Genomic DNA, 22,818 nt, shown 5'->3' with positions numbered 1-22,818 from the left:
AGGACCCCAAGCCATTCATCTGGACCAAGACGGCCGAGGAGATCCTCGACTCCCTCGCCCGTTTCTGCCGACGAATCTCCGGCGCAGGACACTAGGCAGTGTCCGACGGGTCGCGTGGTGGGACTCATGCTGGCCTTGGTGTGGTCCCGCACCGGCTATCGGGACGCACGGCTCTGCCCGGGACGTGGTCTCGGGCGCGCCAGGACCAGCGCCTTGCGGTGCACGCCGCTCGTTCGGGTGGTTGATGTGCCGAGTGGATCTGCGGGGTTCGCACTTGGCTCTTAGCTGGCTGGGACTGAGTGAACTGGCCTACAGAACGAGGTAGTTGGTCTTGATTCGTCATGTGCTTCGAACCTTGCTCGTCGCGCCCTTGGTGGCGGGCACCCTGTGCACCGTGTCGCCGCCCGTTCAGGCGGACAGCACGACGTGCGGGGAGAGGACCTGCCGTGCGGAGTTCACAAACAACTGGGGGTACACCGAGTTCACCGTGCCGGCCGGTGTCGAGTCCATCACCATGTACGTGTGGGGTGCCGGCGCCGGTGGCGCCGGTGGTTCCACCGGCGGTGGTGGCGGTGGTGGTGCGGGCGGCGGTGCGGGCGGCAACGGCGGCTCCAGCGGCGGCTACGCCTTCGGCAGGGTCAAGGTGCACCCCGGGCAGAAGCTGAAGGTGTCTGTTGGCACGGGCGGAGAGGCCGGCACCGCCGCCCGGGTGAGCAGCCATGGCGGGGCAGGCTCCGAGGACGAGGACGGGAAGGCCGGGCAGGACGCCTACCGCCCCGGCGCGGGCGGCATCGGCGGCGGCTCCAAGATCACCGACATCAAGTCCCGCCGCTGGCTGCTCGCCGTCGACGGCAGCTCCGCTGGCCATCCCGGCGCCGGCGGACACGGCGGCAAGGGCGGCTGCGCCGGCCATACGTTGCCCAACTGCGTCGAGGAGCCCCCCTACCGCTACCGCGGTGGTGACGCCGGTGCGCCCGGCGGTGGCGGTGCAGCCCAGCCCGCAGGTGACGGAGGGGCCTGTGGAACCGTCGGCGAGGGAGTCACGGGCGCCTGCTACGACTCCAGGGCCGGCGGTCAGGGCCAGAACGGCAGCCAGGGCACGGTCGGCACACGCGGCGGCGACGGCAGCATCGGCCTGCAGGGCCAGCCGGGCGGAGAGGCCGGTGAACCCGGCAAGGGTGCCGCCGGCGGCACGGGCGGCCAGGGTGGCAAGCCCCAATACACCGACATCGCACCCCCGGAGAACGTGGGCCTGGGCGGCGCCGGCGGTACGGGCGGTACGGGCGGCGACGGCGGCAAGGGTGGGCGCGGCGGGGTCGGGATCAACCGCCGCCCCGAGGGCAGTGGGCAGGCCGGGCACGGCGGACTGTTCGGCACAGACGGGCAGCCCGGCGGCAATGGCTACGTCCTGATCATCTGGGACAAGCCCGCTTCCTGACGCAACAGATTCTCCCGGCCCGCTGCCTATATTCCGGGATGCCGCGGGTGACGGCCTCGACTCTCTGTGACGTCGAGGTCATCACCGCCGGACGGTCCGCACAGACACGTGGGTCCTTGCTGGGGACGAGGATTCGCTTGAAGACTCGCTAGTGACAACAGGAATGCCCAAACAGTGACAGCAACCGCTGTGACTGAGCGCTTCACCCGGCGAGTGAGCGCTTGAGTTGGCGAGGTCGCTGAGCTTTTCAGTTGGCGCGCCTGCTCATTGGCTTGTTGCGGAGCCGTGGTGGAACCCGCCGCCATGGACGATCTTCCCGTGGCGACGGCTCGGATGCGGAGCGGTCGTGCGGCGGATCGCGATCAGGGCGGCGTCGTCGTCGAGGCGTCCGCCGGCGTGGGCGAGAAGATCGCGCCGGATGTGATGCAGAAGCGTCTCTGGGCTGGCGTCGGTCCACTGGGCTGCCCGTTCCATGAATGGGTAGAACTCGCCGGCAGGGTCGCGGGCTTCGATGACGCCGTCGGTATACAGCAGGAGGGTGTCCCCGGGCTCGAAGGAGAACACATCGAGGGTGTAGTCCTCCGGTCCGGTGTGGCCCACCCCGAGCGGGGGCGCGGGGTGCACGAGAACGGTGACCGCTTCGCCCGGTCTGAGCAGCAGTGGCGGAGGGTGGCCGCAGCTGGTCAGCCGGGTGATGGGGTCCTCGTCGGGGATCTCCAGCAGCAAGGTGGTGGCGAAGCGTTCCCCGGCCTCCTCCTCTGGTTCGAAGTCGGCCAGGTAGCGGCTCACGCTCTGTTCCAGCCCAGCGGCCAGCGCCGGCAGCGTGGTGTGCTGGTGGGCGGCCTCACGGAAGGCGCCAAGCAGCAGGGCGGCCTCGCCGATGGCGGGCAGGCCCTTGCCCCGCACGTCACCGATCATCACGCGGGCCCCGTGCTCGGTACGGGTGGCCGCATACAGATCGCCGCCGACCTGGGCCTCGTCCTCGGCCGCCAGATACAGGCAGGCGACCTGCAACGGCCCGATCCGGTCCGGCAGCGGCCACAGCAGGACATGCTGCGCCGCCTCGGCGACCGACCGCACCTGAGCCAATTGCCGACTGCGCCGCTCGCGCACCGCACTCAAGAACACGACCAAAACCGAGAGCACCGCGAGGGTGGAGATCTGCACCACGTGGTTCGTTGTGGTCAGCCCGCCGTGAAACATGCCGATGATCACCTGGGCCACCACGGCCAGAACGCCGATCCCCCCGGTCAGCCGGGGACCGGCGAACGAAACGGTGATCGCGGGTGCGATGACCAGCGCCGGTCCCAGGTGGACGTCCGCGGGAGAGTGGATGTCCACCACAGTGATCACCAGGATGAGCACAACAGGGATCGCCAGCAGCGCATGGCTGGACTGCCATGACTGCCGCAGACCGGCAAATCGCTGCTGGGCTGCCACGTCTCCACCCTGCACCCCCTCGGGGATGGCCGCGAGCCCGGACATCAAGACGGCATCCCCCGCCAACTGAAATGCTCAGCCTCGCCAACTCAAGCGCTCACTCGCCAGGTGAAGCGCTCAGTCACAACCGCGCTCAAGTCCGTGCTCGGCGCCAGCTCACCGACCCACCTTGGTGTCACCTAGCTCGCCCAGTCACAGCCGCGCGGAAGTGCTGGTGTCCTGTCGCAGTGCAGCTGGCGGATTCCCAATCGGTCTCATCCGTGTTGTCGGATTCTCACTGCGTCGCGCTCTGAGCGGCGGGTTTTGCTTGAGTCATGCTCAGAACTTGTGGATCGGGCTCGGGGAGCACGCGAAGGGCGTACCTTCCCGATGCTGGCCGCGGCCTTGGAGGCCGAAGTCAACGCCTATATAGCCGAGTTGGCGGACGAGTGTGACGATGCGGGGCGCCGTCTGGTTGTCCGCAACGGGTATCACCGGCAGCGCCGGGTGACGACTGCGGCCGGGGCGGTCGAGGCCCCGCGGGTAAAGGACCGGCGCGTGGATGAGGCGACGGGTGAACGCAAGCGGTTCTCGTCGGCGATCTCCCCCAGCCTTCGGCCAGGGGGTGCCCCCAGCCGCCGTGGTGCCGCAAGTCCCCGAAGATCAGCGAGGTGCAGCCGCTCCTCTACCTGCACGGCCTGTCGTCCGGGGACTTCGTGCCCGCCCTGGAACAGTTCCTCGGTAGCTCGGCCGGGCTCTCGCCCGCCACCGTCACCCGGCTGACCGCCCAGTGGCAGGCCGACCACACCACCTTCACGAACCGTGACCTGTCCAGCGCCGACTACGGGTACGTGCGGGCCGACGGCATCCACCTCAACGTCCGTCTGGACGAGGCGAAAGCCTGCGTCCTGGTCCTCATCGGCGTGCGCGCAGATGGGTCCAAGAAGCTGGTCGCCCTCAAAGACTGCTACCGCGAATCGAGCGAATCGTGGGCTGACCTACTGCGCGACTGCGCCCGCCGAGGCATGCACGCCCCCGTCCTCGCGGTCGGCGACGGTGCCCTCGGCTTCTGGAAGGCCCTGGCAGAGGTCTTTCCCGCCACCTGCGAGCAGCGGTGCTGGGTTCACAAAACCGCAAATGTCCTCGACTCCCTGCCGAAGTCCGCCCAGCCCGGCGCGAGAAAGGCCCTCCAGGACATCTACAACGCCGAGGACCGTGACCACGCCCTCCAGGCGGTCAAGACGTTCGAGAAGCTCTACGGCGCGAAGTTCCCCAAGGCCGTCAAGAAGATTCTCGACGACCAGGACCAGCTGCTGGCGTTCTACGACTTCCCCGCCGAGCACTGGATCCACCTGCGCACCACGAATCCCATCGAGTCCACCTTCGCCACCGTCCGGCTGCGCACCAAGGTCACCCGCGGGGCCGGCTCCCGTACTGCCGCCCTGGCCATGGTCTTCAAGCTCATTGAGTCCGCCCAGGCCCGCTGGCGCGCGGCCAACTCGCCGCATCTCGTCGCCCTGGTCCGCGCGGGAGCCCGCTTCGAGGGCGGGCACCTCGTGGAACGCCCCCGGCCCTTGGTGGCGTGAGCCCACAGGGCCACCGTATGCGATCCTCCAGCCTCACGACGAGTGCAGGAAAGGGGCGGACCGGATGCTGGTGACGCTGACCGGAGGGGCCGGCGCGGGGAAGACGACGCTGGCTGTCGCGCTGGCCGCCACCACCTCTCAGGCCCCCGTGCGGGTGCTTCACGGCGACGACTACTACTTCGAAACCCCGAACGCGGGGTGTGGATGCCGGATGAGGCGGGAATCCCCCGGCTGGACGTGGGCGATCCCCGGTCGGTGGGCCTCGAGCGCCTCAACCATGACACCGACACCGCGCTGGCCACGGCCTCCGTCGTCATCGTCGACGGCCTGTTCGCCCGCCGAGTCACCCCGCAGGTCTCGTGCGGGCGCTTCGACGTCTTCGTCGACCTGCCCGCCGACCTCCGGCTGGCCCGGAAGATCCAGCGCAAGTGCCTGCGAGACGGCTTCCCCCTCGACGTCCTCCTGCGTAACTACCTCCAACACCGGCGCACCGCCCACGAGGAGCACGTCGAACCCGTGCGGAATGAATGCGACCTGGTGGTCGATGGAAGTGCCGCCGCAGAGGCACTGGCTCAGCAGGTCTGGTCAGCTATCGCTGACAACGAACTGATCCACAACTCTTGACGATTACTCGTTTTGCTTCGTTCGGGGACCCGCCGTGCGGCAACTCGCCCCGCAGCATGCCGGTCCGTCGCCGCCCGATGGCCCGTCCGGAGCCGACGATCGCGGTACGACCTGCGAGGGGCACGGCTACTGCCGCGATACCAGCGGTGCATTGCCCCGCTGGTTTCAGAGATTGTGTCGCTCCGGCTCCGCTCCCACCGCGAGCGCACGTAGTAGAAAGGAAGGATGGGAAGGCAGGCAGTCGTCGTGCTCTACGTGCTCGCGCTGGTAGCCGCCGTGGTTGGTGTGGACGTCCTGTTCTTCAGGCACCAGTTCTGGGAACGGCTGATGGTGAACGTCGGAATCGTCCTGGTGTTCACGGCGTTCTATTTGAGGTTCCTGAAGCGTTCATGAGCGCAGCCGCCGTAATGCGGCTCACCCGGAGCGGGTGAGTTCGGCGAGGAGCAGGGTCTCGGCGAGGCATGCGCGTTCGAAGTCCGCCAGGTTCAGGCTTTCGTCGGCACCGTGGGCGCGGCTGTCGGCGTCTGCTCCGGCGGAGGCGATGAGGATAGCCGCCTGCGGATAGGCGTCAGCAAACTCTGCGACGAAGGGGATGGAGCCGCCGGAACCGATGTCGACAACGTCGTTGCCGTATGCCTCGCCGTAGGCCCTTCGCGCGGCATCGAATGCCGGGCCTCGCGCGTCGATGACGAACGGCTGTGCGACCTCCGCCTCGACGACGGTGACCTGCAGGCCCCACGGCGTATGGTGCCGCAGATGCCCGGCAAGCGCCTTCCTCGCCTTCAGCGCGTCATCACCGGGCGCGACCCGCAGCCCGACCTTCGCCCTGGCCACCGGGGTGAGCGTAGGGGACGCGGTGGCCACGGGGGGCGCGTCGATCCCGAGGACCGTCGCCGCAGGCTTGGCCCATATCCGCTCGGCGATGCTGCCGCTCCCGAGCAGCTGAACGCCCTCGAGCAGACCGGCCTCGGCCCGGAACCCCGCCTCGGAAACGGGGGCACCGGGTGGCACCGCGGTGGCGAGGCCCTCGACGGCGACATTGCCCTGCTCGTCGTGCAGGGTGGCCAGCAGCCGGCACAACGCGGTCAGCGCGTCCGGGACGCCTCCGCCGTAGCTGCCGGAGTGCACACCGCCCTCCAGCGCCCGCAGTTCCACCACGCAGGCGGCCATCCCGCGCAGGGCGGTGGTCAGGCAGGGCGTGCCGGTCGTCAGGTTGTCGGCGTCGGCGAGGACGATGACATCAGCGTCGAGCTTGTCCTTGTGGCGCGCCAGAAACGTGCCGAGGTTCGGCGATCCGATCTCTTCCTCCCCTTCGACGAGTACGGTGACCCCGACCGGCGGACGGCCGGAGTAGGCGCGCAGCGCCGCGAGGTGCGCCGCGATCCCGGCTTTGTCGTCGGCGGCCCCGCGGCCGTACAGTCGTCCGTCGCGTTCAGTCGGCTCGAACGGCGGGCTGGACCACTGTCCGGGACTGCCGGCGGGCTGCACGTCATGGTGGGCGTACAGCAACACCGTGGGCTGGCCCGGCGGGGCGGGATACCGCGCGAGCACTGCCGGCAGGCCGTCTTCGATGTCGTCAAGGATCTCGACGTCCGGCGCGCCGGCATCCTTGAAGAGCCGGGCGGTCATCTCGGCGGAACGGCGCACCTGCTCGACGGAGCCGGGGGCAGCGCTGACCGAAGGGATCCGGACAAGGGCGTCGAGATCGGTCCGGACCCCGGGCAGTACCTGCCGCACGGCCCGGCGAAGGTCATCGTTCATGGCTGGCTTCCATTTCTCTCAAGCGATCACGCCGCGCGGGGGCGATCGCGGCGAACAACACAAGCGCGGTCACACCGAATCCAGTTGGGTAGCCCACCGGCCCGGCCAGCAAGCCGAAGCCGACAGCTCCGACGCCGAATCCACCGTCGTAGGCGAGGTTCCACAGCGCACTGACCTTGCCGAACTCGGACCGTGGTACGCGCTCCAGCATGAGCGCCAGGGTGGCGTTCTGCGCTATGCCGAACCCGACCCCGAACAACGCCATACCCGAGATCACCGCGAGCGGGCTTCCCATCCGGACGAGCCCGGCCGTGCCGACGGCTGCGGTGAGCACTGCGGGGACAACCAGACGTCCGGAGCCTCTGCGGTCGCCCAGTCGCCCTGCCCCCCAGCGCGCAAGGGGGGTGACGGCGGTCTGAACCAGCAGGGCCACGGGAACAATCGCGTGCGACTCGGCGGGCATGGCCAGGGACAGGAAGGTCTCCAGAACGCCGGCCGCCAGTGTGACGGCGGCGAACACAACCGTGAGTCCGGCGAGCCCGCTGCCAGGAAGGCCGCTCAGCATTCCGCTGTGGCGTTCACTCCGGCCCCGCTGTGCCGGCAGGCCGGCTGCGGCAGCCAGTGTGACCAGGGAAATCCCCGCGCTGATCAGGAACACCTGGCGAAAGCCGATGTGGTCGCTGAGCCATACGCCCAAGGGCAGGCCGATCACGGCGGGCACACCGACCACCACTCCGTACAGCCCGAGCCCCTCACCACGACGCTCTGCGGGCACGAGTTCGGCGATCAGTGCGGGGCCGGCCACAGCCACGATCGCCAGGCCGGCTCCACGGAGCAGGCAGACAGCGAGCACCACCGGCATTCCGCGGGAGACAGTGAGCGCGGCCGCCGACGCCCCCAAGAGCAGCAGGCCCCCTGACACCACCGCCCGGTAGCCGAATCTCGCCACCAAACGGGCCACCGCCAACTCCACCAGGACCGTGGCGAACATCATCGCGCCGGTGGCGAGGCCGGCGCCCTCCGCGCCCGCCCCGCCGGACGCGACATACAGCGGAACCACCGACAACAACAGATAGAAGCCGATGAACGAGCCGAACGAGACGAGCAACAGCAAGATCACCGGGCGGCTGACGATCGGCTGCGGGACTGTCGCATCCGGGAGGACGGCATCGGAACTGGTCACGGTCAAAGACTCGCCCGGGCCGGTGCCGCTTCGCATCGGACGACTGCCCAATCCGGACCCTCAGAACCCGGCCGCACGTGCTTAGGGATATCTGAGAAGCTGACGGCATGGCCACGACGAGCGCTGCCCTGGTGGGCAGAGACGAGGAACTGTCCGCGCTCGACGCGGCGTTCAGGCGCACTCGCGACGGCCTGCCGTCCGCCGTACTGATCGGCGGAGAGGCCGGCGTGGGCAAGTCCCGGTTGGTCAGCGAGTTCGCGGCGCAACTGCCGGCTTCGTCCTGGGTGCTCAGGGGCGGTTGTCTGGAACTGGGGGAAACCGGCCTTCCGTTCGCCCCCTTCACCACGGTGTTGCGCGCGCTGGTCCGCGAGACCGGCGCGGACCACATCCGCAGGCTGCTGCCCAACAGCGAGGCCGGTGAGCTCGGCCGGCTGCTGCCCAGCCTGGGCCGGCCGCACTCCGCGGACGATGCCGACCTTGCTCGCGCTCGCCTCTTCGAGCAGTTCCTCGCGCTGATGCAGGGCCTGGCCGAGCGTAAGCCGGTGCTCCTGGTCATCGAGGACATCCACTGGGCGGACCGGTCCAGCCTGGACCTGCTCGCTTTCCTCGTCCACAACCAGCAGGCAGTTCCCGCTCTGCTGGCGGTGGTGACGTATCGCAGCGACCGGCTGAACCTGGCGCATCCGTTGCGCCCGCTCCTTGCGGAGATTGAGCGGATGGCCTGGGCACAGCGGATGGAGCTCGGCCGGCTGACCAAGAGCGAGGTGAGCGCGCAACTGCGCGGCCTGCTGGGAAGCGAGCCGGCTGCCGAACTCAGTGAGCGGATCTACCGGCGCAGCGAGGGCAACCCGCTGCTGGTGGAGGCGCTGTTGACCTGTGAGGCCCAGCCGGACGCGCCACTGCCGCAGTCGATTCGCGACCTGCTGGTCGCACCGCTGGAGCGACTCGGCGGGCAGACCCAGGACGTGGTGCGCGCCGCCGCTGCCGGAGGCGTGCGGGTGGGCCATGCGCTGCTCGCCGCGGTCACCGGCCTTGACGACGGCGCGCTGTCCGTCGCGCTGCGCCCCGCCGTGGCGTCGAACCTGGTGGTTGTCGACGGCGACAGCTATGGGTTCCGGCACGCGCTGATCCGGGAAGTGGTCGAGGGGGAGTTGCTTCCCGGGGAGCGGTCTGTGCTGCACGCGCGTTATGGCCAGGCACTGGAGCGCCGTCCGGAACTCGCTCCGCCCGGCCGGGGCGCGGTCGAGCTGGCCCACCACTGGTATGCGGTGGCGAAGCAGCACCCGGCCCGGGCGCTCGGCGCCGCGTGGCGTGCCGCCGAGGACGCCGGGACGTCGCTGGCCTACGCCGAACAGCTGCGCATGCTCAACCAGGTACTGGAGCTGTGGGATCAGGTGCCCGATGCGGCAGAGCAGCTCGCAGTCGACCGGAAGGCTGTACTGGACAAGGCGGCCCAGGCGGCCATGCTGGCCGGCGAAGGCGACCAGGCCATGACGTTGATCGCCGTCGCACTCGCCGATGCCGACCCTGCCGTTGATCCGGCGCGTGCCGCGCAGATGCTCCGGCACCGGGGAGAGCTGCGCCACGCGCTGGGGCAGCCCGGGGACGTCGAGGACATGCGGGAGGCGGCACGGATCATGCCGTCGCAGCACCCGGACAGGGCCTTTGTGCTCAACACACTGACGAATCGCTTGCTGACGATTCCGTACGAGGAAGAAGGACGGGCGGTCGCGCAGGAGGCGATCCGGGCGGCGCAGGCCGTCGGTGACGACCGGGCCGAGGTCCTGGCCGCGATCAATCTGGCGTATGCCCGGGCCCGGGGTGGCGACCTGGACGGGCAGCTGCCGGGCCTCGCCGAGGCGCGAGCGACCGCAGAGCGCATCGAGGACCACGCCGCTTTGATGCATGCGTTCCGCTGCGAGGCCGACGTACTTCAGGGGGCCGGCCGGTACGAGCAGGCCGCCGAGGTGGCGAGGCGAGGGCTCGTCGCCGCTGCCCACGCCGGGTTGTCGCGCACATCCGGTCCCACGCACGCCGCCAACGTGGCCGAGGCTCTGATCTCGTTGGGGCGCTGGGACGAGGCCGTGGAAATTCTCGACCACACCCTTGAACTCACCCCCACCCCCAGCTTTCGCGCGTATCTGCTCGTCCTGCGTGGCTCAATCGCGTTGGCCCGGGGCGATCTCGCGTTCGCCGAATCCGCCGCCGCCTTCGCCGGCAGCGTGTTCACCTGGGGTGTCTCCGATGCTCAGGACCTGCTTCCGATGCTCTGCTTCGAAGTGGACCTGGCACTCGCCAAGGGCAGGGAGGCGGAGGCCGTTGAGCTTGTCGAGCGAACGCTGGTCAGGAGGGAGACCTTGTCGAGTCCGCGCTATCTCTGGCCGGCACTCGTCGCAGGGGCCCGGGCTGTCCGACCGCAGACCACGCTGCTGGCCGGTCTGTGTGCACTCGCCGCTGAGCTTCCGGTCACCGGCCCGGTCCAGCAGGCGCAGAGGCTGACCTTCACTGCCGAAATCGCGCGGGCCCGGGGACTGTCGGATCAGTCGGCCTGGGACGGCTGCGCGGCCGGCTGGGCCGAGCTGCGTCAGCCCTACCCACAGGCACTGGCGCTGCTGCGGGCAGCGGAAGCCGCGGCCGAGGCCGGCGACCGGCAAACGGCGGCCGACCGCCTGCACGCCGCCAGGCACAGCGCCGATCTGCTCGTCGCCCGTGGCCTGCGGACGACAATTGAGCAGTTGGCCAGGCTGGCCCGGGTTTCGTTGACCGACGGCCTCCACGAAGGCGGCTCCCGGGGCCCGGAACTCGGCCTCACCGCCCGTGAGCGTGAGGTGCTCCGGCTGGTCGCCGACGGCCGCACCAACCGGCAGATCGCCGAGGAGTTGTACATCTCCAGCAAGACAGCCAGCGTCCATGTGTCCAACATCCTGGCCAAGCTCGGCGTCTCCAGCCGGGTCCAGGCGGCCACCACCGCTTTCCGGCTCGGCCTGGTTCAACCCGGTCGACCTGAGGACTCCGGCAAGTGACCGGCCAGGGCGACGTCGGCGGTGTCTGCGGCGATGGCAGCAGGGGTCGCCTTTGGCCGTTGACGCGCAGGCTGGGGGCGCAGTCGAGCATGTCCTCGCTGGCGGCCTGGGGACGTCCGCCGTGGCTACCGCACTCGTGGGCTTTATTAGAACTTCTAACGAAATGATCTTCGAGGAGGTTGGATCACTCCGGGACTGGTGAACCGGGGGTGCGGGGTGGCTCGGCCGAAGCCGTGGGAAGTCGACGACGAGCTGTGGGCGGTGATCGGGCCGCTGTTGCCCAAGGTGGAGCGTCGGGCCCGGCATCCGGGACGCAAACGGCATCCGGACCGGCTGGTGTTCCAGGGCATCCTGTTCGTGCTGTACACCGGGATCTCCTGGGAACACCTGCCGCAGGAACTCGGCTTCGGATCGGGCATGACCTGCTGGCGCCGTCTGGCCGAGTGGACCGAGGCCGGGGTGTGGCCCCGGCTGCACGAGGTCCTCCTCGCCAAGCTCCGCAGCGCGAACGCCTTGGACTTCTCCGGGGCGGCCGTCGACGGCTCCCACAGCCGAGCACTGAAGGGGGCTCCAAGACGGGGCGAAGTCCTGTTGACCGGGGCAGAACCGGCAGCAAGCACCGTCTGATCACCGACGCCACCGGCATCCCGCTCGCAGCCACCCTGACCGGCGGCAACCGCAACGATGTCACCCAGCTCATCGCGCTGCTCGAGGCGGTGCCGCCGGTGCAGGGCACGCGAGGCCGGCCTCGGCGCCGCCCAGACGTGGCGCTGGGCGACCGCGGCTACGACATCGAGCGGCCCTGGCTCACCCCGTGGGGCATCAACCCGACCCCGTCGGTGGGAGTGGTCAGCCGGTGGAGCTGGTGGGCTCCGGCGGTGGTGTAGGCGCTGCGGTGTGTCGGTTCAGGCGGTGGAGGCAGCGGCGGGCAAGGTCGCTGATCGATGTGCTGTTGACGATTTCCAGCACAGGGAGGTCGCAGCGGAGCCGTTGTTGGACGGCACTCGTAAGTTCGGTGCCCATCAGGGAGTCGATTCCGAGCTGTGTCAGTGGCCGATCGGGGGGCAGTCGGTCGGTCGTCGTCTGCAGGATGTTCGCGAGTGTCCGGGTGAGGGCCTCGGTGAGGAGGGCGACCGCGGCCTCAGGCGTGGCTGTGGTCAGTTGGCGGAGCAACGTGTCGTCGGTCTGGCCGTCGCTGCCGTCCGGCGGCAGGACGGTGGAGAAGCGGGGGGCCGAGAGGGCTGGGCCGAGGCGGCGGGCGCGGCTCCAGTCGACTTTCGCCAGGACGGCCACGTCTTCGCCGCAGGCCAGGAGGGAGCCGAGAGGGAGCAGGAGTTCGGCCGGGGGTACGGGGGGCAGCCCGATGGTCTGGAGGTAGGAGTTCATGTCGTTGCGTGCCACGTGACCGACGTCGGCCACCGGCCCCCAACCGATGGCCAGCGCCGGGCACTTCGACTGCCGGCGGGCTCGCGCCAGGGCTTCCAGGAACACGTTGGCTGCCACGTAGTTGCTCTGGTGGAGGTTGCCCACCAGCCCGGTGACCGAAGAGTCCAGCAGGAACAGTTCCAGGTCACGGTGGCGGGTCAGCTCGTCCAGCACGGCTGCGCCTGCTGCCTTGGGGGCCAGCACCCGCTGGAGGCGTTCGTCGGTGAGGTCCGACAAGGGGGTGTCGTCGAACACCGCGGCAGCGTGGACGACGCCCTTCAGCGGGTGTTCCCGGGTGTCGACGCTGTCCAGGACCGTGCGCATGGCCGTGATGTCTGAGACGTCCGCGGCGTGGGTGGTGACGTGCACGCCTGCCTGACGCAGTTCGTCGAGGAGTGCGGGCGCCTCGGGTGCGTTGGCGCCGCGCCTGCCGACCAGTGCCAGGTGACGCGCCCCCTGCCGGGTGAGCCAGCGCGCGGTGGCTGCACCGAATCCGCCCAGGCCGCCAGTGACGAGATACGTGGCCTGCGGGTCCATGGTCACCGGTGTGGGGTGGTCCTCCAGGTGTGGCGGCGGGTCCAGGGAGATGACGACCTTGCCGACGTGGCGTGAGTGCTGCAGTGCCTCGAACGCGTCGGTGATCCGGTCGGCGGGGTAGACGTGGTGCAGGATGGGCCGGTAGATGCCGTCGCTCACCCGCTTGGCGAACTCGGGCCCTTCTTCGTTCGCAATTTCGGGGTGGTGGGTGAGCAGTTCGTTGATGTCGCCCACCGCCGACATGGTGAGGTTGTTGAGGAAGGGGCGGAGCAGCAGGCGGCTGTTGCCGTATAGGTCGCGTTTGCCCAGCTCGATGAAGCGACCGCCGCTGCGCAGTGCTTCCAGGCCCCGGCCGATGGCTTCACCCGCCAGGGAGTTGAGGACGACGTCGACTCCCTGACCGTCGGTGAGGTCCTTCACCTGGTGGGCGAAGTCCAGGGAGCGTGAGTCGAGAACGTGCCGGACTCCGAGGAGGCGCAGCAGATCCCGTTTGGCGGGGGTGCCGGCCGTCGCGATGACGTGGGCGCCCATGTGTGCCGCGTAGTGGAGGGCGGCCAGGCCCACTCCGCCCGCCGCTCCGTGTACCAGGACCGTCTCGCCGGGCGCGAGGCGGGCGAGACGGTGCAGGCTGTGGTGGATGGTGAGATACACGGCGGGCAGGGTCGTGGCCTGGTGGAAGTCCATGCCGTCGGGGATGTGGCCGACGAGGGCTTCCTGGATGGTGGCGTGGGAGCGCAGCGTGTCGGTGCCGAAGCCGAAGACCCGGTCTCCCACCTTGAACCCGGTCACGCGGGAGCCGATGTCGGTGACCACACCGGCGCACTCCAGGCCGAGCGATGCGAAGGCGCCGTCCTTGTGTGTCGCGTCCTCCGTGCCGGTTTCTCCATGCTTCGGGACGATGAGGGGAATGAGGCCGAGGGCCTGGAGGACGTCACGGTAGTTGAGCGCCGCCGCGTGTACGGAGATGAGCACCTCGTCCGGACCCGGGCGAGGAGCCTGAGCCGGTACCCACGCCAACCGGTAGGCACGCCCGGGGTCGCGCATGCGCAGGGCGAAGGAGGATCCTTCCGACGCCTGTGAGGTGGTGGTCAGGGCGGGCCGTGCGTGGATCCGGGGTACGAAGCGGCCGGAGCGGGTGAGGAGGATTTCGTCTTCGGCAGTGGGGTCGGTGAGTTCCGCGGCCAGACGGGCGGCGTCCGTCTCGGTCCGGCTGCCGCGTCCGAAGGAGATGCGCCGGACGGTGAGGTGGGGGTATTCCGTGCCCAGGCAGCGTCCCACGCCCCAGACTGTCGCGGCTTCGGGAACCAGCGGGCGTTCGGGGGCGGGCAGCGCGCCGGTCGGCGGAGTGATCAGCCACAGGGCGATGTCATCTCGTCCTTCGGCGGATGTGGCCAGGGCCCGCAGTGCCATGATGCGGTGCACAGTGCGGGCCATGTCCAGGCGGGGCCCGGCGTCTGTCTCCTCACCGAGCAGGAGAACGACTCCGAGGTTCCCGGGCTGTTGGTTCAGCAGGACCGACCAGTCGGCGGGGTCGGTGCTGAGCGGGGCACGGCACACCTTCGTAGCGTCTTCGGCGCCCGACTGCAGTTGTCGGGCGAGAGCGTCGACGAGCCGGTCGTGTGAGGGCTCCGCAGCGATGATCCAGGCGTGCGTGTCCTTGCTGGACGCGGCCGGGCCGACCGGTTGCGCAGACGGTTGTGTGCGGTGGGGCCGCCGTGCCATGAGTACGGAGGTTGTGCCCGTGGGCTCGTGGGCGGTTTCTCCTTCGGTGTCGGCCCCGGCCTGTTGCAGGGCAACGGCGTCGCCGTATCCGGCCCGGGTCAGCAGGCTTGTCCACGCGTCGGCGGACAACAGTGGTCCGTCGGGCCGCAGTTCGGCGTCGCGCTGTTGCCAGAATTCGGGAAAGAGGCCGAAGAGCAGGGCAGCCGTGGACGGGTCGTGGGTTTCGGTGGCGAGGAGGTGCCCGCCGTCCGCCAGTAGTCGGCCGAGGTGGTCGAGTGTCTGGCGCAGGTCGCTGGCGGTGTGCAGGGCCTGGCCGGCGACCACGATGTCGAAACCTGCTTCGGGCAGCCCTTGTGCCACGGGGTCCTGGTCGAGGTCCAGGGTTCGGTAGTCGACGAAGTCGTGGGAGCGGAAGCGTCGTCGGGCCCGGGGAAGGAAGGCGTCGGAGAGGTCGGTGTACACGTACTGGGTTCGTTCGGGGGGCAGTACGGGCAGGAGGAGCGCGGTGGTGCCGCCGCTTCCGGCGCCGACCTCCAGGATGCGAAGGGGCCGGTCGGCGGGCCAGGTGCGGACCAGGGCCGCCAGGGCCGTACGGGCGGCTCGGGCGCCGAACCAGAACATGCCGCTTTCCGCGTACAGCTCCTCCAACAGAGACCGGTTGGTCTCGGTGAGCAGGACGTCCGCCGGGGCGCGGGTGCCGCGCAGCACCTCGGGCAGCTGTGTGCCGCAGGTGCCAAGGAGGGTGAGTTCCACGGCGAGGCCGGGATGACGTCGCGTGAGTTCACGGAATCGCTTGCGCGGTTCCGGGGTTCGTACCAGCTGCCATTGGCGAGCGTCTCCGCTGCCCTGCGCTGTGACGAGCCCGTGGCGTCGGGCCGTCTCCAGGAGCACGTCGAGGAGTTTCGCGTAGGGGTGGGGCACGCCGGCTTCGATCAGGTCCGCCACGGTGAAGGTTCCCGTGCTGGCGCCCGGCACCAGTTCGGCGAGGGCGGCGGCCCCGAAGTGCGCCGTCAGTTCCCGTGCCGTGTCGAAGACCTGGCCCCGGTCCGCCCGGCACGCGGCCGAACGCATCGTCCGCAGGGCGGGTTCGCACTCGCGCGCAACGTCGGAGGGGTTGGGCAGGGGACTGGGCCCGAGGTCCTGGCCGGGGCGGGAAGCCGCGCGCATCACGGTGACGTGGTGGAGGGCTGTCCGGGGCCGCTCCACCCGCCGCAGCCGCACTCCGTCCAGACGGAGGCACACCTGGCCCTGGAGATCCAGGACGGCGAGATCCAGCAGCGACTCGCGCCCGGACCGGGCCCGCAGACGCGCGTGGAAGTGTCCGGCGGAGGGCAGCGGCTGCCAGGCACGCACCTGGTCGACGGACGCGGGGAGGTGCGGAACGCCCTGCGCGGTCATGTCCTCCAACAGGACGAGACCGGTCTGGACGGCCCCGTCCAGCAGCGCCGGGTGTGCCTGGTACTCGGACAGATCGGCCTTGGTGCTGTAGCGAGTCAGGGCCTGGTCCCCGCCGATGAGAAGATCCTCGTCGAGCACCAGGAAGTCTGGTCCGTAGCGGACGCCCACCCGCTCGATGCGGCGGTAGAAGTCCTGCGCCGTCCAGCGCTCGCCCAGCTCGGCCGTGGCACGGTCGATGTCGACGCGATCGGGCCGGGGTTCGAGCAGTCTTCTGACCCGCCCGCGGGCGTGCTCCTGCCATGCTTCGGTGCCCTCCCCTCGGCTGGCGATCCGTACCAGGCCGTCCTCCGTCGACAGCGTGGTCTGGATGTGGACCTGCCGGTCGTCGTCGAAGGGCAGCACCAGCGCGTTGGGGATCATCAGGTCCGTGATCTCCATGGCGGTGTCCCATGCCCGGCGGCCGGCTGACAGTGCCATCTCCACGAATCCCGTGGCGGGCATGAGCACGGCCTCGGCGATCCTGTGGCCTTCCAGCCAGGGCACGCGGGCCGGGTCGAACGCACCGTGCCACGTGGGTTCGGCCACCGCCGCGCGTTCGCCGAGCAGGGGGTGGTCGATGGTGCCGTCACCGCAGCGACGCACCCACGAGCCGGGCCCGCCGTTCCAGTGGCGCTCGCGCTCCCAGGGGTAGGCGGGCAGATCCACCACGCGGCCGGGCCGGGGGAAGAAGGCGTCCGTGTCGGTCTGGGCGCCCGCCGCCAGCAGATGGCCGGCCGCGGCGCGGATCGCGGTCGGCCCGGGGACGTCCCGGCTCATGGTGGGCACGATGGTGGCCGGGGAGGAGAGCCGCTGATCGGACGCCAACCGCCGCAGGTATCCGCTCAGTACCGGATGTGGTCCGACCTCGACGAAGATGTCGCAGCCTCGTTCCCTCAGCTGGCCGACTGCATCCGCGAACAGCACGGGATGGCGCAGGTTGCGCCACCAGTAGGCGGCGTCCAACTCACGCCCGGTCAGCACGGCCCCGCTGGTGGCCGACGCATACGGCGTATGCGCTCGCTGTGGCTTCAGCCCGGCCAACTCCGCCAGCAGTCCCTCTTCCAGGCCGTCCATGGCGTGGCTGTGGAAGGCGTACTCCAGGCCCAGGTCCTGGAAGAAGACGCCGCGCTGCCCAAGGCTTCGGCCCAGCTCTGCAAGGGCGGTCCGCTCTCCGCTGACGGTCACGTCCCGCGCTGTGTTCACCCCGGCGATATCCAGCCGCCCGGCGTACGGCTCCAACAGCGACCGGGCCCCTTCCTCGTCCACACCGACCGCCGCCATGCCCCAGTCACCGGCCGTGGCCGCCTGTGCCCGGGAGCGTGCCACCACCACCCTTGCCGCCTCGTCCAGTTCGAGCACGCCGGCGGCCCAGGCGGCAGCCATCTCGCCGGAGCTGTGCCCGACCACCCCGGTCGGCCGTACGCCGAGCGCCCTGAGCATCGCGACCACGCCCACCTGCACGGCGAACAGCAACGGCTGGGCGACGTCGGTGGTCTCCGGCCGCCGGGATCCGGCGTCGGCGGTCAGTTCCTCCAGCACCGACCAGCCCAAGAGCGGCCGCAGCGCGTCGTCCGCGTCGGCCACTGCCGCCCGGAAGACCGGATCCGCCACCAGCAGGTCCGCCCCCATGCCGGGCCACTGTGATCCGTTACCGGAGAATGCCAGCGCGACGTGTCCCCGCTCGGCGGCGACCGCCAGCGCTCCCGCGACCTGCTGCTCCCCATCGGCCAGCCGGCGCAGGGAAGTTGCCGCTTCGGCGGGGCTGTCTGCCAGTACGGCAGCCCGGTGCTCGCGGTGGCCACGCCTGCGGCAGGCGGTGTATGCCACGTCGTAGAAGTCACCTTCCTGGCAGGCGGCCAGTCGCTCGGCCACACGGCGGGCCGCGGTGACCGCCGCGCCGGGGGTTCGGGCCGATACGACGATGGGCAGCGGTCCCGCATCTTCGGGGCGAGCGGTGGGCCGGGCCTGTTCGGGACCGGCGGCGAGGACGACATGGGCGTTCGCGCCGCCGAAGCCGAAGGAGTTCACCCCGGCCACGGCGCGTTTGCCGGGCGGTCGGTCCAAGGGGCGGAGCTCGGTGGCGGGAGCCAGCCCCATCTGATCGAAGTCGATCTGCGGATTGAGCGGAAGGGCATGGAGGTTGGCAGGCACCTGCCCATTCCGAAGCACCATCATGGCCTTGAACATCCCCGCCATGCCGGAAGCCGGTTCCAGATGGCCCAGTTGGCTCTTGACCGACCCCACGGGGAGCAGTCGACCCGGTGTCCGCCGGGCGCCGAGAGCCTGCCCGACGGCGCGGCACTCGGTGGGATCCCCCATCGGCGTGCCGGTCCCGTGCATCTCCAGGTAAGCGACGTCATCGGCCTCGACATCCAACGTGTCGTACACCTCGCGCAGCAGTGCCTCCTGGGCGTGCGCACTGGGCTGTGCCAGGCCGGGCGTGCGCCCGTCGGTGTTGACCGCGCTGCCGAGAATCACCGACTGCACTCGATCGCCGTCGGCCAGCGCGCGGGACAAGGGCTTGAGGACCACCAGACCGCCGCCCTCGGCGCGGACATAGCCGTCCGCCGCCGCCGAGAACGTGCGGCAGCGCCCGGTCGGCGAGAGCATCGACGCCTTGGCGAATCCGACGAACTCGAAAGGGCTCAGCAGCACATGGACGCCGCCGGCCAACGCCATCTGGCAGCGCCCGGTGCGCAGTGCCTCGCAGGCGTGGTGCAGGGCGACCAGGGCGGAGGAGCAGGCAGTGTCCACGGCGAGGCTGGGGCCGCGCAGGTCCAGGACGTGCGAGACGCGGTTGGCGACGTTGGAGGTGGCGCCGCCGGTCATGGTGTAGGCGTCGGTCGACATCTCGTCCAGCCCCTGCATCACCCCGAAGGCTGGGCTGGAGACGCCTCCGTATACCGCGGTGTCGGAGCCGGCGAGCGACGCCGCCGCGATCCCCGCGTCGTCCAACGCCTCCACCGCCAGCTCCAGGAAGATCCGCTGCTGCGGATCCGTCCGCCCGGCCTCGCGCGGTGACATGCCGAAGTACCCGGCGTCGAAGCCGTGGATGTCGTCGAGGAAGCCTCCCGCGATGGTGTACGTCTTTCCCGGGCGCCAGGGAGCGTTGGCGTCGAGCCAGCGGGCGGGGTCGAACCGGTCCGGTGGAACCTCGCCCACCAAGTCCCTTCCTTCGACGAGCGCGGACCACAACCCGTCCAGCGTGGTGATCCCGCCCGGTAGCCGACATGCGGAGCCCACCACGGCGATGGGCACACAGGCATGGGCAGGCTGCGGCGTCATGGACGACTCCTTCTCACGCGGAAGCGAAATCGGGGAGGTTTTGAAGGTGCGCCGGATCGACCCGGCGCATCGACATCAGGACGTACAGCGCGGCCGCACCAAGCCTCGGGCTGTAACCGGGCTCTCCGCACACCCACGCGCCGAGCGAGAGGGCACCGCTCACCAGCGGCGGAATCAACTGAGAGTCCAGCGGTGCGCCGACACCCGTCATACGCAGCGGAGCCCGTGGACTGACCCGGTATTCGTCGGGCGACAGGTGTCGGGGCGCGACCATCTGCCATACTGCCGAGGCGATTTCGGTGCGGTTCCCCAGCGGCAGCCAGCAGTGTGCACCGACCCACTCGTGTCCCGCCTGGACGACGTAGCGGGCGACACCGAGCGCCATCAACGGGACGAGGATGCCTCCACGGTGCGCCGGATGGACGCATGCCCTGCTGATCTCCACCAGATCGCCGTGGAGCCGTGTGTGTCCACTGAGGTCGAAGTCAATCTCGGAGACGCATCTCCCTGCAGCCAAGGCACCCTTCGGCGGCAGCAGCCGACAGCTGGCCGTCAGGGATCCGGTGGCTTTGTCGTGGGCGAGCAGGTGGTCGCAGTGTTCGTCGAGGCCGTCGATGTCGGGGCCGACCATGCCCAGCTCCTCCACGAACACCTGGTGGCGAAGCCGCTGGGCGGCCCGAACCTCGTGCTCGTGCCGCGCCAGCGAAAGCGTGTACGTCACGGGGGCACAATAGGGGCTGTGACGCCCGTCACCATGGATCTTCCCGTCGGGACCTTGCTGGTGGCGCACACCTGAGCCTTGCATCCACGACGGTCCCTTTGCCGCACGGGTGCCAAGACGATGCAGTTGCTCCCGTTGGGGATGACGGTCGCCGGGCCAAGCCCACTTGGCAGACGTACAGGCGCTCCCCGCCCCGGTGAACGTCCCCTGGTAGGTCGCGCGCCTCGGGCTCATCGCCATCACGCTGGACTTTCAACGTGCCGGTGCCTTCAGGCACGACTCGGCGGATTGCGCCCGCGAGGATGCCGATGACGTCGGGAACATCGCCAGCCCCACCCAGGCACCTGTGCCCACCAACGGCAGAGGCGACAAGACCACAGCGGCACTGCGCCTCCGGCCCCGACCGATCGACGACATCAACTCTCGGAAAACCACGGCCCTTCCCCCTTTCCGCGAGGGCCGTGTGCGCGGGACCGTGAACCGTCGTACCCATCGCTATTCGAGGGGCGCGCAAGAGCAAACAGAGCTTTATCTCCAAGCGAGTTGGCCCGCGTCCCCACAGCGCTACCCCTGGGGGAGAGAGGGCCCCACGCGCCACCGCCCAGGCGGCTATCGCCGCGGCCACCAGTTCCATCTGCCTGCAACCACCATGAACGCCGGCACCATCAGTCCCCGCACCAGCGTCACATCGATCACAAGAGCGGCCGCAAACGTGAACCCCATCAGCTTGACTCCAGGCACCTCGGCGGTCACCAGCGCACCTGTGGCCAGGAGGAGAATGACGGCCGAGGCGGAGATGAGCGGTCCTGCGCCACGCAGTCCGTCGACAACCGACGTACGGGTCTCCCTCGTCTGCTCATACCTCTCCGCGACATACGAGACCACCCACAGCTCGTAGTCCATACCGACGCCGAAGGCGATACAGGCCAGCAACGCCGGCAGCCTTATGTCGATGGAGTCCATCGCGGACACACCGACGAGGCCGGCCAGGTGCCCTCCCTGGAAGACCCATACCGCGGCGCCAAAAGCGGCGCCGAAACTCAGCGCGTTCATGATGAGCGCCTTCAGGGGAATGACGAGACTCCCGGTGAAGAGCCACAGTGCCACCGCGGTCGCGCACACGATCAACACCGCAACCAGGCCGAGCATCCGTCCGATCGCCTGTTCCTCGTCGATCATGGAAGCGGTCTCGCCACCCACCAGCACCGGGCCGGGACCGGGGTGCGCACGGATCTGCCGGACGAGGTCGCGCGCCTGCTGATCCGAGGGAGGGAAGGCGGTAACGACCCCCACCCACGTACCGCGCGCATCGGCCCGCCCGAACCTTCCGTCGGCCCGCTCCAGATGACCGGCCCGGTACACAGCGTCGGGTCCACCGACCGCCAGGACCCCCGGCAGTCGCGACAGCCCTGCCACATAGGCACGGGCCCGAGGCGGTGGGGTCTGGGGCAGCACCACAGTCGGCGTTGCCTGGCCGGCCAGCGGGAACTGGGCCTCGATCTGCCGGGCGGAGGAGCGCCACTGCGCGCTGGGTGCTGTCCACCACTGGTACGGGTCCCCGCCCAAGCGCACCCCCAGGACGGGGGCGGCGAGCACCAGCAGCACGACCGCCGCGGCCATAAGTACCCGCCGAGGGCGTGCGATCACCCAGCAGGCCAGCCTGGCCCAGTACTCCCCGGCATCACGGCGGTGTCCGACTACGGATCGGCGAGAGGCACGCAGGCGTCCCCGGTCGATGCCCTTCCCGAGCAAGGACAGCAGCGCCGGTACCACGGTCAGCGCAGCACCGGCGGCGAAGGCGACCACCGCAAGGGCAGCCCAGCACAGGGAACGGAAGAAGTCGGTCGGGAACAGCTGAAGTCCGCCCACGGACAGCATGACGGTCACGGCGCAGTAGGCCACGGTCCTTCCTGCGGTCGCCAGTGTGACGTCGAGCGCCACGGGCACCGGCTGCCCGGCGGCCAACTCCCGGCGGAACCGGCTCACCATGATCAAGCTGTAGTCGACCGCAAGCGCGAAGCCCAAAGCGGTCGTCATGTTCAACGCGAAGGCCGACACCTCGGCCACCCTGGTCAATGCCGCGAGCACCGCCATCGTCGCCGCCAGGGTAAGAGCCCCCACCAGCAGCGGTACCGCGGCAGCCACCCACGACCCGAAGACCCACACCAGCACCACGGCAACCAGCGGGACAGCAAGCAGTTCCGACCGCACCAGGTCACGCCGCACACCGGCGGCCACTTCACGTTGCTCCGCCACCGTCCCGGTGGCCCTGATCGTGAACATCCCATGGCGCCCGGTGAACCGGTCCACCAGCTCGTCGTAGTACCCGGCGACCTGCGAGTCGTCACCGTCCAGCCGGACCCTGACCAATGCCGCCCGCCCGTCGGACGACATCAGACGCGCGTCAGTGGTGTCCCACATCGACTGCGTATAAACCACACCCGCCACGCGACGGAGCTCCGCGCTCAGACGTCGCCCCGCCTCCGCCACCACAGGATCGGAAACCGCAGCCGGGGCCCGGACCACCAGCAAGAGTTGAGGGCTCCCCGCCCCGAACCGCTCGGAGAGCACACGCTCAGCTCGCGTGGACTCCGCATCGGCGCTGCCGTAGCCCCCACTGGACAGACGGTCGGTCACACCCCAACCAAGAACACCGC

Annotated in this window: 10 protein-coding genes and 2 pseudogenes; 6 read left to right on the top strand and 6 right to left on the bottom strand. The window is 69.8% G+C overall.

Going from position 1 to position 22,818, the window contains the following annotated elements:
- Nucleotides 1–394: 394 nt before the first annotated feature.
- The gene (locus tag ACFVT2_RS19195; protein WP_390019097.1) at nucleotides 395–1,438 is read left to right on the top strand and encodes a hypothetical protein; all 1,044 of its coding nucleotides are present in this window, start codon (nucleotides 395–397) and stop codon (nucleotides 1,436–1,438) included.
- 264 nt (nucleotides 1,439–1,702) lie between these two features.
- Here ACFVT2_RS19195 and ACFVT2_RS19190 read toward each other — a convergent pair whose 3' ends face one another.
- Entirely contained in the window at nucleotides 1,703–2,878 is a 1,176-nt protein-coding gene (locus ACFVT2_RS19190) for a PP2C family protein-serine/threonine phosphatase (protein WP_390019095.1), read from the bottom strand.
- A 303-nt stretch (nucleotides 2,879–3,181) separates the two neighbouring features.
- Between ACFVT2_RS19190 and ACFVT2_RS19185 the strand changes: the two are divergent.
- The 3 genes and pseudogenes from ACFVT2_RS19185 to ACFVT2_RS19175 all read left to right on the top strand — a co-directional run bounded on the left by ACFVT2_RS19185 (nucleotide 3,182) and on the right by ACFVT2_RS19175 (nucleotide 5,460).
- Nucleotides 3,182–4,443: pseudogene (locus ACFVT2_RS19185) on the top strand (IS256 family transposase).
- Between the two features lie 255 nt (nucleotides 4,444–4,698).
- Nucleotides 4,699–5,067 carry a hypothetical protein gene (locus ACFVT2_RS19180; protein ID WP_390019092.1) on the top strand — a complete coding sequence of 123 codons (369 nt, stop codon included), beginning with the start codon at nucleotides 4,699–4,701 and terminating at the stop codon, nucleotides 5,065–5,067.
- A 246-nt stretch (nucleotides 5,068–5,313) separates the two neighbouring features.
- Nucleotides 5,314–5,460, top strand: coding sequence for a hypothetical protein (locus ACFVT2_RS19175; RefSeq protein WP_390019089.1), 147 nt, complete (start codon nucleotides 5,314–5,316; stop codon nucleotides 5,458–5,460).
- Between the two features lie 21 nt (nucleotides 5,461–5,481).
- Here ACFVT2_RS19175 and ACFVT2_RS19170 read toward each other — a convergent pair whose 3' ends face one another.
- Complete coding sequence (locus ACFVT2_RS19170) at nucleotides 5,482–6,828, bottom strand: dipeptidase (RefSeq protein WP_390019087.1); 1,347 nt, start codon at nucleotides 6,826–6,828, stop codon at nucleotides 5,482–5,484.
- The gene (locus tag ACFVT2_RS19165) at nucleotides 6,818–8,011 is read right to left on the bottom strand and encodes an MFS transporter (protein ID WP_390019085.1); all 1,194 of its coding nucleotides are present in this window, start codon (nucleotides 8,009–8,011) and stop codon (nucleotides 6,818–6,820) included. The genes ACFVT2_RS19170 and ACFVT2_RS19165 overlap by 11 nt, the downstream gene beginning before the upstream one ends.
- 107 nt (nucleotides 8,012–8,118) lie before the next feature.
- Here ACFVT2_RS19165 and ACFVT2_RS19160 point away from each other — a divergent pair, with 107 nt between their 5' ends.
- A complete protein-coding gene (locus ACFVT2_RS19160) occupies nucleotides 8,119–11,034 on the top strand; it encodes an AAA family ATPase (protein WP_390019082.1) in 2,916 nt (971 codons plus the stop codon).
- Between the two features lie 216 nt (nucleotides 11,035–11,250).
- Nucleotides 11,251–11,864, top strand: a pseudogene (locus tag ACFVT2_RS19155) (IS5 family transposase); the annotation flags it as partial.
- A gap of 19 nt (nucleotides 11,865–11,883) precedes the next feature.
- On the opposite strand, the gene ACFVT2_RS19150 reads toward ACFVT2_RS19155, so the two are convergent.
- From ACFVT2_RS19150 to ACFVT2_RS19140, 3 genes are all read right to left on the bottom strand, one after another.
- Nucleotides 11,884–19,440, bottom strand: coding sequence for an SDR family NAD(P)-dependent oxidoreductase (locus ACFVT2_RS19150; protein WP_390019079.1), 7,557 nt, complete (start codon nucleotides 19,438–19,440; stop codon nucleotides 11,884–11,886).
- A gap of 13 nt (nucleotides 19,441–19,453) precedes the next feature.
- Entirely contained in the window at nucleotides 19,454–20,161 is a 708-nt protein-coding gene (locus ACFVT2_RS19145) for a GNAT family N-acetyltransferase (RefSeq protein ID WP_390019077.1), read from the bottom strand.
- Between the two features lie 609 nt (nucleotides 20,162–20,770).
- On the bottom strand, nucleotides 20,771–22,798 hold the full coding sequence (locus ACFVT2_RS19140) for an MMPL family transporter (protein ID WP_390019074.1): 2,028 nt from the start codon (nucleotides 22,796–22,798) through the stop codon (nucleotides 20,771–20,773).
- Between the last annotated feature and the right edge of the window lie 20 nt (nucleotides 22,799–22,818).

The organism is Streptomyces sp. NPDC058000 (genome assembly GCF_042886435.1).
Taxonomy (GTDB): Bacteria; Actinomycetota; Actinomycetes; order Streptomycetales; family Streptomycetaceae; genus Streptomyces.
The sequence above is the reverse complement of the archived record's forward strand: the minus strand, read 5'-3'. Positions and strand labels throughout refer to the sequence as shown.

What these genes read in the sequence shown, in the direction of transcription:
- ACFVT2_RS19170 (WP_390019087.1), bottom strand. Translation starts at nt 6,828, where the DNA reads ATGAACGATGACCTTCGCCGGGCCGTGCGGCAGGTACTGCCCGGGGTC.
- ACFVT2_RS19160 (WP_390019082.1), top strand. Translation starts at nt 8,119, where the DNA reads ATGGCCACGACGAGCGCTGCCCTGGTGGGCAGAGACGAGGAACTGTCC.
- ACFVT2_RS19150 (WP_390019079.1), bottom strand. Translation starts at nt 19,440, where the DNA reads ATGACGCCGCAGCCTGCCCATGCCTGTGTGCCCATCGCCGTGGTGGGC.